The organism is Microcoleus sp. Pol11C3 (assembly GCF_036701485.1).
In the GTDB taxonomy this organism is placed as follows: domain Bacteria; phylum Cyanobacteriota; class Cyanobacteriia; order Cyanobacteriales; family Microcoleaceae; genus Microcoleus.
In genome coordinates, this window is sequence record NZ_JAUBQW010000159.1 from 1 (window position 1) to 13,357 (window position 13,357).

The following is a 13,357-nucleotide window of genomic DNA, read 5'->3' on the forward strand; positions in this document are numbered from 1 at the left end:
TCTCTATTTTCAGCGCGGCTTCTTGGCTCTATCCTTTATGCAGCAAGCATTATAGGTACGTTGTCACCCGCTAAGGTAAGCCATAAATTTTACTCTTAATTTTTTCGTTTCTTAAGACTTACGCAACTGACACCTATAGTATGGTGCGTCTGAGGTCTAAACCATTAATAATCACTCTCTAACTAAAGTCTGACGCACCCTACAAGTCTAATGACTAATGACTAATAACTAATGACTACTTTTGTTCTGGATGCGCCGCCGCCGGCGAAGCTGCACCCATTTGATTAATAGCAGCAATTAGCTGATAAAGCCGCCCAAAATCCCGCTGGTTGAAATGCAAAGTCAGGCGCGGCAGCTCGAAAGTTTCATCTCCTATTTCCGGTTCCAAAGCTTGACTTTTTTCAATTTTTCCGGTGACAACAATATCGCTAAAATCAGTATTTAGCCGATAGACATTCTCCTCAGAAAGCTCTGTTTTCAAGCGAATTACCAATTTTTCCTGAACGTAGCGGCAGGAGTGATAAACCAGATAGAAACTCCCGATCGCCTCGCAAGCGACATTTATATCGTCAGTAATCGTATACAGGCTGCGATCGTCGGCTGAAATCAAACCCCGGCCGCGCAATTGTTTTTGCACAAAATAATTCCAATCAAGCCAATAATCTCCTCCCGGTCGATCAATCAATACCACAGGAGCCGGCCCGAACTTGCCAGTTTGAATCAAAGTCAGACACTCAAAAGCCTCGTCCAGAGTGCCGAAACCGCCCGGAAACAGAGCTAAAGCATCGCTCTCCCGCAGAAAAAATAACTTGCGAGTGAAAAAATATTTAAAATTGAGCAATTTGCGATCGCCCGCAATAAAAGGATTAGAACCCTGCTCGAAAGGTAACTGAATGTTCAGCCCAAAAGAACGTTCAGCAGTCGCCCCCTCGTTCCCCGCCTGCATGATTCCCCCGCCCCCGCCAGTAATCACCATAAACCCCTGCTGGGCGATCGCCCGCGCAAAGTCTCTGGCCATCAAATATTCCGCCGATTGCGGTAATACCCTCGCCGAACCAAAAATCACAATTTTGCGAACGTGGCGGTAAGGATAAAACATCTCAAAAGCGCTCTCCATATCTCGGAGCGACGCCGCAATAATCTTCCAGTCTAGGCGATCGAGATCCTCTCCGGCCATTTGCACTATAGTAGAGAGCGATCGTCCGATCCACTCAGAGTGCTTCAACATTGGGAAGCGATCGAGCAAATCCATCACTTCAGCTTGGAGGGACTCAAAACCTTGACCAGAACGAATCATGAATTTTTCCGAAACGATAACAAATTGTCGCTACTAAAAATTAAGGGGCAAGCTAAATTTAGAAGCTAATAGCGACCAGCAAATTGCCCTGCTGGCAACTAATAACTTTTCTAGTAGCTTTGCCCCGATTCTGAAGCGAGTTAGCTTTCGCTGCCCAAAAAGAACAGCGCGAAACCGCTCGCAGTGAGGTTAAATGTACTTTTCCAGAGTGTTGGCCAGAGTAGTTTTCGGAACTGCCCCAACCACCATATCCACCCGCTGACCGCCCTTAAATATCATCAGCGTCGGAATGCTGCGGATACCGTATTGGCTTGCCACGTTAGGATTCTCGTCGGTATTAACTTTTACTACCTTGACCTGCCCTTCATATTGCTGGGCAATTTCCTCTACGACGGGCGCCACCATCCGACAGGGCCCGCACCAGGGAGCCCAAAAATCCACTAGAACTGGAACTTCGCTATCGAGCACTTCCTGCTTAAAGGTAGAGTCGGTTACTTGCGCGGCTGCTGACATCCCTAGCCATCCTTGTAAATACTATTTCTCGGATAACAAGTCTAGCAAAAAGTGTAACCACTTGCGTCAACGATTTTAAGAGAAGGCTTCTGAAGGAAGAAGGAAGACGGTAGAAGGAAGAGGGAAGACGGTAAAAGGAAGAACGCACCAGGTTTCTCAAGGAACAAGGCCCTTATGTTTCCGAAGGCACTTATGTTTCCGAAGGCAGAATGCACTTATGTAGAAAAAAAATTCTCCCACTCCCAGACTCTCCCACTCTTCCACTCAGGGCCTCTCCGGAGCTACAAGCCTCTGTTCTGTATCTAGTAAGCAAGAGCCAAGATGTCCGGCAAAAAAGGAACCGCCCGAACAGTAGTCCGGGCGGAGTGTGGTGTGAGGAGTGAACGGAAACATTCGTCTCCGCTTCTTCTATTGTGACATCTCCTTCTCGATAATTCCACAATATTCTGTAAATTTCGAGACTCTTGAACAAATTTTGTCAAGGTATGCTGGTATTTGATCGGTAAATCTACTTACCCATGCCTAACTGCTGAGCTTTTTGATAGACTTTACCCTCAGTCAGCAGAGAAGGAGCAATTACCACTTCCACTTGCTGCATCTCTTTAATATCCTTAGCGCCCAAGGTGCCCATGCTAGTTTTCAGAGCTCCGAGCAAGTTGTGCGTACCGTCATCTAGGAGGGCCGGCCCGCGCAAAATTTGCTCCAGAGTACCCGTAGTCCCCACGCGAATGCGAGTGCCGCGCGGCAAAACAGGGCTGGGAGTCGCCATCCCCCAGTGAAAGCCGCGGCCAGGAGCTTCGGCGGCCCTGGCAAAGGGCGAACCAATCATCACTCCATCGGCACCGCAGGCAATGCACTTGCAGATATCGCCGCCAGTAATTAAACCGCCGTCAGCAATCACCGACACGTATTTGCCAGTTTCGCGATAGTAGTCGTCCCGCGCGGCGGCGCAGTCTGCTACCGCTGTGGCTTGGGGAACGCCGACACCCAATACGCCCCTAGACGTGCAAGCAGCCCCCGGCCCGATGCCCACGAGAATGCCTGCGGCGCCGGTTTTCATTAAATTCAGGGCGACTTCGTAGGTCACGCAGTTACCCAAAATTACTGGTATCGGCATCTCTTGACAGAATTGCGTCAAATCTAAAGATGAGATAGATTCAGGGGAAAGGAAAGCTGTCGAGACTACAGTTGCTTGCACAAAAAATATATCGGCTCCAGATTCAGCAACCGCCCGGCCGTATTTGCTCGCACCGGCCGGTGTACCGCTGACGGCGGCAATCCCTCCTCCTGCTTTAATTTCTTTAATTCTGATCTCGATTAATTCTGGCTTGATGGGTTCGGCATAAAGTTCCTGCATCAGGGAAACAAATTCGTGGTTCCCGACACTGGCGATGCGCTCTAATATTGGCTGGGGGTCGGCATAGCGGGTTTGAATTCCTTCTAGGTTGAGTACGCCCATTGCTCCCAATTCCGACAGCAAAATGGCCATGCGGACATCGACTACTCCGTCCATGGCGCTGGCGATGATCGGGATTTCTCGATCGATCCCGCCAATCTGCCACTTGGTATCTGCCAAACTCGGATCGAGGGTGCGCTGTCCCGGTACAAGCGCGATTTCATCTATGCCGTAAGCTCTGCGAGCGCTTTTGCCCCGCCCAATTTCAATATTCACGCTGTTTCACTTCCACAATGTATTTAAATTAGAGTAACAAAATCGTAGCCTGTCGGCAGGTAGCGATCGCGCAAATCAGTTTAAAAAACCTGATCTTGATTGGATTTTATGAAATCGAAGGGGATACTTTTCCTCAGCAACGGCCACGGGGAAGACGCGATTAACTGTCAAATTATCAAAGCTTTGAGAGCATCTGGCGCGGATGTTGATGTTTCGGCAATGCCGATTGTAGGTGACGGTGCTGCTTATAGCCGATCGACCGTACCCATTATTGGGCCCACCAGTCAAATGCCGTCTGGGGGAGTTTTTTACATGAATCCCCTGTTTTTCCTCAAAGATATTGGGGCAGGGCTAATTGCTTTGACTTGGCAGCAATTGCAGGCTGTTTGGACGCATTCGCGCCACTGCGATTTGGTGGTGGCAACTGGGGATATTGTCGCGGCGGCGATCGCCCATGTCAGCAACCGCCCCTATATAATTTTTCTATCTGCCCATTCTAGTTATTACGAAGGGCGAGTCGATTTGGGTTTAATCTTGTGGCAGTTGCTTTGCTCGAACAAATGTCTGGCGGTTTTTACTAGAGATGCTTTGACTGCAGCTGACTTAAAGCGACAGGGTTTAAAGAAAGCTCAGTTTGTCGGCAATCCTGTCATGGACAACCTCAATCCTACTGGCACAGATTTGCAGTTAATAGCCGGAGTTCGGACGATCGCCCTTCTCCCCGGTTCTCGCCTCCGGGAAGCCACCGACAACCTCGTTTTGCTGCTGGAACTGGTTAAAGAAATTGTTGGTAACTCTACTGTACCAGTGCTGTTTCGGGCAGCTTTAGTTCCGAATTTGATGCCTCAATTAGATGATATTGCGGCGCGTTCTGGATGGCAACACCGATCGGGCCAGCTCATTTTTCCAGCAATCAAACGGTCTTTTAGCGAACACAAATTAGAAGAACTAGAAGTAATTTGCTCAGCCGATGCTTTCGGCGATATTTTGCAGCAGTCTAGTTTAGTAATTGGGATGACTGGAACTGCTGTCGAACAAGCTGTGGGCTTGGGAAAACCTGTAATTGCAGTACCGGGAAACGGCCCTGCCTTTACCTATAGATTTGCGGAGGCTCAAAATCGGCTTTTAGGTGATTCGGTACAGGTTATTGGCACACAACCAGCGAATTCTGATATTATCAACGAAGCTGCTTTGGCAGTCGATCGCACTTTGCAAGATGATAAATATTTAGCCAGTTGCATTCAAAATGGTTTAGAGAGAATGGGGCCATCTGGTGGCAGCATAAAAATTGCTAATTACGTGGCAAACTATCTTTGTTCTTGATTGTGGTAGGGTGCGTGAGGTTTTAATTTTTCAATCTGCACGGAAAGTGTAATTCTGACGCACCATTTATTCCCTGGTGCGTCAGTATGAGATTGTTGATTTGTCACGAAAATAATTGTGGCTAACGCACCCTACTGCTATTTCAACAACTCAGAAACAGTTTTAAATTCGTAACCTTTCGACTGCAAATCCTTGACAATTATCTCAGTTGCTGCTACGGTTTTCGAGCGATCGCCCCCGCCGTCGTGCATCACCACAATCGAACCCGATCGCACATTGTCAATCACCTGATTTGCGATATCCTCTACCGTATGTGTTTTCTCATAATCTTGGGAATCCACATCCCACATAATCAGTTTTTTGTGCATTTGGGATACCAAATAAGACAAAACTACAAATCGCCTACCCCAAGGTGGCCGAAAACTAATACTGTCTTGCTTAACCCCCAATTCCTGCAAAAGTTTGTCCGTTTTTTCAATCTCAGACAGCAAAACTTGCCGGGGTTTAAACATCATATCTTTGTGAGAGTAGGAATGGTTGGCCAACTCCTCTCCCCTCGCGATAATCATTTTCACGATTTCTGGATGTTTCTCAATATTGCGGCCGATTTCAAAAAAAGTTGCTTTAACTTGATAGCGGTCTAAGATATCTAAAAGCTGATTTGTATAGGGAGGATAGGGGCCGTCATCGTAGGTGAGGGCAACAACTTTCACTTCCGTATCGGCGCGGTTGATGCCGAAATAATTGTGAAATTTAGTAACTTTAATCAATAGCGATGCTGCGAAAAATAACGCTATCGTGAAAAGCAGAAACTTTTGTAAATTTTTACTTATTCGCATAGCTGCACAAGGCTCGCTCGAGCATTAAAGTGGATTGCTGTCAGATTACCACAATTTGCAGCGGATGGCATGAATATCGATCGCGCTTGTCAAGTCTGCAAAAAAACGTCAGCACTACTGCGCGATCGCTCTTGTTGAGCTTCCACGCTAAAATATGGAAGCCAAGAGAGGTGAGAAGAGCGATCGCGCCTGTGAAGAGTTTTGAAGAGAGATACCCCTAAATGGCAGCGCGATCGCAAATTCCGACATTTCAAGCAATACTTTCCAGCAGCAAGGTAATCTTGTCAATTCCCACCACATAAACCAGCTTCCCCGGTTTAAAAGTTAGGCTTTTATCGCACCGGAGCAAGCTACAAACTGCTTTGGAAGCGGACGAATCCGAATTTGTCACGTCGAATTTATTATTCTACGATCGCTTTTTCCAAATTGCTGAGAGTCATGATTTTGATCCTAATTCCAAGTTTGCCACAACTTTGAGTTGCGATTAACTTATAGCTCGACTCGCTAACTCCTTAATTACCAACTACGCTTCAACTATCAGAGTAATGTTGTCAAGTCTCACGACGCGAACAACTTCACCGGGCTGCAAAGTTATTTCTCGAAAGCATTTGGCAGGCCACCAACTGCTTTGAAATCGCACACTGCCGGACTGATTCGGTTTAATTTCTTCTTCAACGATCGCTCTTTCTAAATGGCTGACAGTCATGATTACTTTCTCCGGATTGTAGTTGGGGTGGAACCTTGGGATGCTATAAACTTATAGCTCGACTCCCTAAGCCATTGATTTATAACGACGCTTCAACTATTAAAGTAATATTGTCAATTCCGGCTACGCGAACCTCGTCACCAGGCTCAAAAGTCATCTCTAGATCGCACTTCGCCGGCCACCAACTGTTTTGGAAACGAACGCGACCGGACTCATTAGGTCGAATTTCTTCATCCACGATGGCTTTTTTGGAATTGTCAAAATTCATCTTTCTTCCCCCTTGGAGACTCCCGCTGTACCTGTACCCAGGTCAGCGGTGAGAGGAAAAGGGGGGCAAGGTTTATGCTGCATACGAATAACCATCTTTTTTGTGAATAATTGAACAATATTTGTGGCTAATTCCTGACACCAATTCTGAGGCGGAAATATTGAATGAGCCACTGGTTCTTACGGCAACACGTCCAACGTATGTACCAATTTTCTTGCCAGAGGTTACAATCCCTTTGACAATATCTCCCGTTTGAAAACCTTTAACAAACTTAAACCGGGGAACATAGCGAGATGGAAAGCCAAATTTGTCGGTACGGCACATTTGACGTGTCCCGTGACCAGTTGCTTTGATCGATAGTGGCTTGTTTGTTAAAATCTTCAATGACTCAACCTTTCCGACACAAGCTGCGTCTAGCCAATGAGTTTTAGTTAAATTTAATTGAATGCGGTTGAACTTTGTTAAGCCACCACTACCTGTAGAAACAGGCAAGCCAGTTGTACGGAGTCGATTAAATAATGTCCAACGAGTTGAGTTAACGGCTGCTGCGTCTTTTAACGGACGTTTTGCTTGAGATAGAATCCCCTTCAAAATCTCTGGATTTTTAGATAAGAATTGCTCAATATCTTGAGTACCTTTCTTTTTGTTGCAAGCATCGCAAGCAAGGCAAAGATTAGAAATGCGATTAGCTCCGCCTTTGGCTTTGGGATGAATATGTTCGACTTGTAGCGGTGTATTAATTACACCACAGTAAGCGCACTTCCTGTCCCATTTGTTCAACAAATACTCGCGGATCTCATAACCATGCAAAATGCCTTGTTGGTATTCAATGCCAGAAATCTCTGGGTTTTCTAATTGCTGTAAGTCAAATCGCACAAGCTCTTGAGCAATAGAAGCAATGGGGGCGAGTTTCATTAATCTAGTCACCCAAGTTAAGGTTGTTGCCACACGATGTTGCAAACTTGGGGCTAGCCAACCTTTAGGGCTAGTCCTGTTTAGAAACCTAGTTGGACGATAGCGAGTATGGCGATTTCTCCTGCTTCTACGTAATGAACGCCGAGATTCAAGACTGGCTTTGATAGTTTGACCTCGGTGAGTTAGTTCTGCACCAAAGATTACGTTTTCTCCTTGCACCAATGCAATTCCCGTAGTTCGAGAGCCAGGATCTATTTTGAGAGTAATTGGTTTTTGTGGTACAGTTATCTCTACTTTCAGAATTAGCGTAAATGGATACCTTTTGAAGACAGCAGCTTTGCCATTAGTTAACAATTTACGTGCCAATCCTGGGCGGATGGGATTGAGCGGTCGTTTTTTGGTATCAAGTACAAAAACAAAATTAGACATTTAAGTCCTCCCTTACGGGGTAATGTTTGCTTCGTCAATGTTTAAGGTCGGTAACTATCTTAAAAGCACTGGCTTAACCCTTACACCTGTTTAACTTTTAAGTTCTAGAGCGGAAGACTAGCACGCATCTTCCGGTAGGTACTTCAACACTTACCTTAAACGTAGTGGGCGAACCACTTAGACTGGTCAACTAGGCTCTTTCTGTGCCCGCGCTGTCTCGGTACTCCGAGCAGCGCCGGGTGATTGACGATTGCTTACTCCCGATTGTAGATTTACCTTAACTTTCAGAATTGATCGCAAACGACGCTGCAACTATCAAAGTAATATTTTCAATCCCCACGACGCGAACCACCTCACCGGGTTCAAAAGTCATGTCTCGATCGCACTTCGCCGGCCACCAACTGTTTTGGAAGCGAACGCGGCCGCATTCTTGAGGGCGAATTTGTTCATCTACGATCGCTGTTTCAACATCGTTAATAGACATAGCTGCTTGCTCCCAAATATAAACTCGACTCGATCGGTGTGTAAGTTAGAAGCTTGTCTGTCAACTTCCCCTCCACACTCAACAGTATCCCCGGCCAACCTCGGCCGTGTCAGTCGGTAAAAGTCTATACAAGTCCACTGTTTGAGCGTGTAAGCGAGTCGGAAAAAGTCTGTTAAAGTTGTGTCATATTGGTAACGCTAAACCTGGTGACTCAATGGAAGCCGATCGTGCACTGGATTTTACCAACTCGTTACTTGTGGCTCGAAACCTGAAAACTCTCGACAACCTTGACAGCGCGATCTTTCGCGAAGCTTGGCAAGGCGTGCAAGGCAGGACGTACCAACAGGTTGCAGATAGTGAAGGGTATGGAGTAGGGACTGTTAAGGATGCTGCCTCTAATTTGTGGAAGCGGCTTTCAGCTTTGTTTGGAGAAGGCGAAAAAATTAAAAGAGACAACCTTCAAGCGGTTGTAGAGAGGTATTGGCGCAGCTACTCGACACTTGAACCACAGTCGGGACAAACTGTTGCGGCCCCAGTATCTCTCGGACTTGATGCGGATTTGGAAATCGAAAACCCGAATTTTTTGGGCCGCTTCGGGGCGATCGAAGATCTCAATACTCTTGTCGCCCAAGGAGCTAAAGTGATTGTCATCCAAAGTGCCGGTGGTATCGGCAAAACAACTTTGGCCAGGCAGTATCTGAAATCTCAAGGGTTCGATCGGGTAATTGAACTGTTGATGGCAAAAGAGACAGAGAACATCACAGCCTTGGAAAGCGCGATCGAAGAATGGCTCAAGCAAGACTTTCAGGAAGAACCAGGGCCAGACTTTGGCGTCACCCTGGGGCGACTGAAGCGGCAGCTTCAGACTCACAAAGTCGGCGTATTGATTGACAATTTGGAAGCCGCACTCGACGGACAAGGTAAGTTTATTGAACCGCATCGGCTTTACGTGGAACTGTTGCGAGTTTTGGCTGACGCAGCGGTGCAGTCGGTAACGCTGATTACCAGTCGCGATCGACTTTGCGATTCAGATGTCACCGTCGAACACTACTTGCTTCCGGGATTGGAAGTTGAAGTTTGGCGGCAGTTTCTTAGCTGCCGCAATATCAATATAGATGATGTCGCCCTCAAGGAAATGCACAAAGTTTACGGCGGCAATGCCAAAGCAATGGGCATTATTTGCGGCACGATCCGAGAAGATTTTGACGGAGATATGGCCGCTTACTGGCTGGAAAACAGCGATCATCCGCTCGTTGAAACAGACTTAAAAAATTTAGTTACCAGTCAATTTAACCGCCTCCTCGAACTCGATCCTGAAGCCTATCAACTCCTTTGTCGCTTGGGCTGTTACCGCTATCAAGATGTGCCGACAGTCCCTACTGACGGACTTTTGTGTTTGCTGTGGGACGTTCCCGAAGCGGGACGCCGACAAATCATTAAATCTTTATTGCACCGATCGCTAGTCGAGTCTCAGAAGGGCGAATACTGGCTGCATCCAGCAATTCGGGAAGAAGCGGTCGATCGGCTCTCGCCCGGAGACTGGGAGACTGCAAACCGCAAAGCAGCCGAGTTCTGGAGCGAGAGTGTTGAAAATATTGAGACTGTAGAAGATGCGCTGAAAGCTTTTGAAGCTTACTATCATTATGTGGCAATTAGCTGTTTCGAGCAGGCCGCGAGCGTCATCCTCAAAAAAATCAATATCCAGTTTGCCCAAGATTACAAGCTGGGTCGAGCACTCTACAAATTAGGTTTCTTGCAGCCCATACTTTCAGCAACTACTCGTATCGTTAACCATGTGACTTCTGATTATTATTTGAGCGGTTTATACAGTATTTTAGGTATTTGTTATCGGATTTTAGGTGAAATAAATCAAGCCATAGAATGCCATCAAATATCAGAAATAAAAGCCACTAAATCTTTGCAAATTATAGCGAAAAGCAGCGAACCAGAAAATGGCAAACAAGCTAATCTGGAATTCTGGAAAGTTAACGCTGCAATTAATATAGGTTTTTGTCAAATAGAAATGGGCGAATTAGAATCAGCTAGGGAGATATTTGTCAAGCTGAAAACTTCACGGGATGAAATCGAGATTAATAACTATTCGGTCAATGTCGGGTTAGCTTTCCTTAACTCCTGTGTCGGAGCAAAAAAAGAGGCGGAAGAGCTCGCCGAAAAACTTTATGCCGATCGGGAAAACAGTCATTTGGTGGGTACGGGATACAAGTTAGTTTTCCTCGCCGCCACCTATCAAAACCTGGGAGAGACAGACAAAGCTTTGAGCCTTTACCAGCAAGCGATCGCCCAAGCCGACCAAAACCAGTACAGCACCATCAAAGCCAAAGCTCTCAGCGGTATAGCAGCGCTGTACCGAGAACGGGGAGAATTTGACCAAGCCCTGCAGCACCATGCAGAAGCAATCGAAATACTCGATCGAGCCAGCGCTAAATTAGACCGAGCCGAAGCTTGCTATCAACTAGCACTAACAGAACAAAAACTTGGCAACATCGAGAAAACCCAAGAAAATGTTGAGCGTGCCATTCAACTGTTCAGCGAAATGGACGCTAGCAAACAAGTAGAAAAAGTACAGTTAGCCGCAACAAAAAAAACAGAAAAAATAGCTAATTAAGCGAGCAAATAATCATAAAATAGATACAATAAATGAAAGAACAACCATAAACTTTGTAGATATGAAACTAAAACGATTGGGACACGTAGCCGTCTGCGTGCAAGACATAGAGAAGTCTGCTGAATTCTACCGCAACTTGGGTATGGAGTTAGTCTGGAAAGATGCAGACTGGGCTTATTTGAAAGCAGGAGAGGACGGATTGGCGCTGTTGAGTCCGAGTTACGACCAAGCAGGGCCTCATTTTGGGTTTGTATTTGACGATCGTACCGAAATGGAATCCGCCTACCAACAACTCAAAGCCGATGGTGTTTCCGTCACCCACATTCACGAACACCGCGACGGTACTGCATCTTTTTACGGCAGAGATCCAGATGGGAACGGTTTTGAATACCTTTACGAACCAGCCTGACTATTCTAGAACTTGCGGATCGCGCTCCGCCCGCTGTCACCTCGAACCTTGATTTGTCGTTCCAAATTCGGGTAACGTGCGCACAGTACACCCTACATGGAGATTGGTACTCCGTGCGCACCCTAGGAGATTTTTGTGTCCGCGCACTCAAGTCCCGTTGCTGACGGCCCGGAACCTCCGTACAACTCGCCGAATAAAGTGACATACTGACACCGATGCTTCTACAGTACGGTGCAGGCTCTGAATCAGAAATATATCCACAACTTCCGAAAATCGGCTCGATAATCTAAAATCTAAAATCTAAAATCTAAAATCCTCATGTTGCAGAGAATACAAGTCAGAAATCGCTGGAAATTCATCTTCAAACCCTGGGAAGAAGCAGACCCTTGGCTGTTTGCCGCTTGCATCGGCCTCACCATCTTCGGGGGCATCATGATCCGCAGCGTCGAAATGAACCAGGGGCTGATCGACTGGTGGCGGCACTGGGTAACTGGCGGAGTCGGTTTGTTCCTCGCCATCATCATTTCCCGCTGCCGCTACCAAATACTGCTGGAGTGGAAATGGCCGATTTACATATTAATCAATTTGTCGCTGATCGCAGTCCGGTTTATCGGTACTACAGGGCTCGGTGCCCAGCGGTGGATCAACATCGGCGGCTTCTACCTGCAACCATCAGAATTTGCCAAAGTAGGCATGATTGTCACTTTAGCAGCTCTCCTGCACGACAAGACTGTCCCCACGGTGGGTAATATGTTGAGGATGCTGGCGATTATGGCTGTACCCTGGGGATTGATATTTGCCGAACCAAATTTAGGTACTTCCCTAGTGTTCGGTGCGATCACAATGGGGATGTTTTACTGGGGAAATGTCAATCCCGGCTGGCTAATATTGCTATTCTCTCCTCTCATCTCAGTTCTCTTCAATAACCTATCTACACCGCTTTGGATAGCCTGGGTAGTTGTGGCAGGTATTATCGCTTGGCGAACCCTGCCTTGGCCCTGGTTAGGGACTTTCGGTGCTGTGTTGGTGAACGTTGTTTCTGGACACCTCGGACATATTTTTTGGAATGTGCTCCAGGATTATCAAAAAATGCGCCTGACAGGGTTTTTAAACCCCGAGAAAGACCCTTTAGGCAGCGGATATCACTTGATTCAATCTCGGATTGCTATTGGGGCCGGGGAACTAAAAGGCAGGGGTTTGTTTCACGGAACGCAAACTCAGCTTAACTTTATTCCCGAACAGCATACAGACTTTATCTTTTCAGCTATTGGCGAAGAATTGGGCTTTATTGGCTGCATTTGCGTGCTGTTGGTGTTTTGGATAATGTGTTTCCGGTTGGTGACGATCGCTCAAACTGCTAACGATAATTTTGGTTCTTTGCTAGCGATCGGCGTACTGTCAATGTTGATTTTTCAGGTGTTCGTAAATATTGGGATGAACATTGGCTTGGCTCCGGTTACGGGCATTCCCCTGCCTTTCCTAAGTTACGGGAATGCGTCGCTGCTGAGTAATTTTCTCAGCCTGGGGCTGGTGGAGGCGGTGGCAAGCCAGCGACAGCGCAAGAAGCGTTGGAATTAGGTCATTGGTAATTGGTTCTGGGAATGCGATCGCGCTTTTGATTTCTTTCGAGAGATTCTGCGGGCGATTGCATTTTTTTTTGATCGGCCTAGGCGCATCTAAATTTTACGGTTCCTGAGCGGACTCTTTAGGACAGTCAAGTTGGATAAAATTCTTGTGGCGTGCGCGCGAGAACCCGCCCCAAAATAAAATTTAGAGACCCAACAGCTTAAGTATATCAACTTAATTAGGGCTTGCTGAATAATCGATCGCAAACTATGAATAGGAGCGACCGATATATTCAAACTCAACTAAAGAT

Annotated in this window: 14 protein-coding genes; 4 read left to right on the forward strand and 10 right to left on the reverse strand. The window is 46.6% G+C overall.

Features of this window, described 5'->3' with window-relative positions; genetic code table 11:
• Positions 1–235: 235 nt before the first annotated feature.
• The 3 genes from QUA40_RS24755 to QUA40_RS24765 form a co-directional block, all read right to left on the reverse strand.
• Entirely contained in the window at positions 236–1,297 is a 1,062-nt protein-coding gene (locus QUA40_RS24755) for an LOG family protein (RefSeq protein ID WP_333130799.1), read from the reverse strand.
• 189 nt (positions 1,298–1,486) lie between these two features.
• Entirely contained in the window at positions 1,487–1,810 is a 324-nt protein-coding gene (gene trxA / locus QUA40_RS24760) for a thioredoxin (protein WP_265239802.1), read from the reverse strand.
• Positions 1,811–2,318: 508 nt separating this feature from the next.
• Entirely contained in the window at positions 2,319–3,482 is a 1,164-nt protein-coding gene (locus QUA40_RS24765; protein ID WP_333130801.1) for a GuaB3 family IMP dehydrogenase-related protein, read from the reverse strand.
• A 108-nt stretch (positions 3,483–3,590) separates the two neighbouring features.
• Between QUA40_RS24765 and QUA40_RS24770 the strand changes: the two genes are divergently transcribed.
• Complete coding sequence (locus QUA40_RS24770) at positions 3,591–4,805, forward strand: lipid-A-disaccharide synthase-related protein (RefSeq protein WP_333130803.1); 1,215 nt, start codon at positions 3,591–3,593, stop codon at positions 4,803–4,805.
• Positions 4,806–4,942: 137 nt separating this feature from the next.
• Here the strand turns inward: QUA40_RS24770 and QUA40_RS24775 are convergent, their stop codons facing one another.
• The 7 genes from QUA40_RS24775 to QUA40_RS24805 all read right to left on the reverse strand — a co-directional run bounded on the left by QUA40_RS24775 (position 4,943) and on the right by QUA40_RS24805 (position 8,446).
• Positions 4,943–5,575: a polysaccharide deacetylase family protein gene (locus tag QUA40_RS24775; RefSeq protein WP_333130805.1), complete on the reverse strand. Its 633-nt coding sequence runs from the start codon at positions 5,573–5,575 to the stop codon at positions 4,943–4,945.
• A gap of 158 nt (positions 5,576–5,733) precedes the next feature.
• On the reverse strand, positions 5,734–5,898 hold the full coding sequence (locus QUA40_RS24780; RefSeq protein ID WP_333130807.1) for a hypothetical protein: 165 nt from the start codon (positions 5,896–5,898) through the stop codon (positions 5,734–5,736).
• A complete protein-coding gene (locus tag QUA40_RS24785; protein WP_333130809.1) occupies positions 5,895–6,035 on the reverse strand; it encodes a hypothetical protein in 141 nt (46 codons plus the stop codon). Before QUA40_RS24785 ends, QUA40_RS24780 begins: the two co-directional genes overlap by 4 nt.
• Positions 6,036–6,167: 132 nt before the next feature.
• The gene (locus QUA40_RS24790) at positions 6,168–6,350 is read right to left on the reverse strand and encodes an NfeD family protein (RefSeq protein WP_333130811.1); all 183 of its coding nucleotides are present in this window, start codon (positions 6,348–6,350) and stop codon (positions 6,168–6,170) included.
• 79 nt (positions 6,351–6,429) lie between these two features.
• Positions 6,430–6,618: an NfeD family protein gene (locus tag QUA40_RS24795; RefSeq protein ID WP_333130813.1), complete on the reverse strand. Its 189-nt coding sequence runs from the start codon at positions 6,616–6,618 to the stop codon at positions 6,430–6,432.
• A gap of 72 nt (positions 6,619–6,690) precedes the next feature.
• On the reverse strand, positions 6,691–7,962 hold the full coding sequence (gene iscB / locus QUA40_RS24800; RefSeq protein WP_333130815.1) for an RNA-guided endonuclease IscB: 1,272 nt from the start codon (positions 7,960–7,962) through the stop codon (positions 6,691–6,693).
• A 277-nt stretch (positions 7,963–8,239) separates the two neighbouring features.
• Positions 8,240–8,446: an NfeD family protein gene (locus QUA40_RS24805; RefSeq protein WP_333036967.1), complete on the reverse strand. Its 207-nt coding sequence runs from the start codon at positions 8,444–8,446 to the stop codon at positions 8,240–8,242.
• A 214-nt stretch (positions 8,447–8,660) separates the two neighbouring features.
• Here QUA40_RS24805 and QUA40_RS24810 point away from each other — a divergent pair, with 214 nt between their 5' ends.
• The 3 genes from QUA40_RS24810 (at position 8,661) to rodA (ending at position 13,059) form a co-directional block, all read left to right on the forward strand.
• A complete protein-coding gene (locus QUA40_RS24810; protein ID WP_333130817.1) occupies positions 8,661–11,072 on the forward strand; it encodes a tetratricopeptide repeat protein in 2,412 nt (803 codons plus the stop codon).
• A 61-nt stretch (positions 11,073–11,133) separates the two neighbouring features.
• Positions 11,134–11,481, forward strand: a complete 348-nt coding sequence (locus QUA40_RS24815; protein WP_333064302.1) for a VOC family protein — start codon at positions 11,134–11,136, stop codon at positions 11,479–11,481.
• A 318-nt stretch (positions 11,482–11,799) separates the two neighbouring features.
• Entirely contained in the window at positions 11,800–13,059 is a 1,260-nt protein-coding gene (gene rodA / locus QUA40_RS24820; RefSeq protein WP_333130819.1) for a rod shape-determining protein RodA, read from the forward strand.
• Positions 13,060–13,357: the final 298 nt, after the last annotated feature.

Coding starts and splice junctions, on each gene's coding strand:
- rodA (WP_333130819.1), top strand. CDS start 11,800: ATGTTGCAGAGAATACAAGTCAGAAATCGCTGGAAATTCATCTTCAAA.
- iscB (WP_333130815.1), bottom strand. CDS start 7,962: ATGTCTAATTTTGTTTTTGTACTTGATACCAAAAAACGACCGCTCAAT.
- QUA40_RS24815 (WP_333064302.1), top strand. CDS start 11,134: ATGAAACTAAAACGATTGGGACACGTAGCCGTCTGCGTGCAAGACATA.
- QUA40_RS24795 (WP_333130813.1), bottom strand. CDS start 6,618: ATGAATTTTGACAATTCCAAAAAAGCCATCGTGGATGAAGAAATTCGA.
- QUA40_RS24805 (WP_333036967.1), bottom strand. CDS start 8,446: ATGTCTATTAACGATGTTGAAACAGCGATCGTAGATGAACAAATTCGC.
- QUA40_RS24810 (WP_333130817.1), top strand. CDS start 8,661: ATGGAAGCCGATCGTGCACTGGATTTTACCAACTCGTTACTTGTGGCT.
- QUA40_RS24755 (WP_333130799.1), bottom strand. CDS start 1,297: ATGATTCGTTCTGGTCAAGGTTTTGAGTCCCTCCAAGCTGAAGTGATG.
- QUA40_RS24790 (WP_333130811.1), bottom strand. CDS start 6,350: ATGACTGTCAGCCATTTAGAAAGAGCGATCGTTGAAGAAGAAATTAAA.
- QUA40_RS24770 (WP_333130803.1), top strand. CDS start 3,591: ATGAAATCGAAGGGGATACTTTTCCTCAGCAACGGCCACGGGGAAGAC.
- trxA (WP_265239802.1), bottom strand. CDS start 1,810: ATGTCAGCAGCCGCGCAAGTAACCGACTCTACCTTTAAGCAGGAAGTG.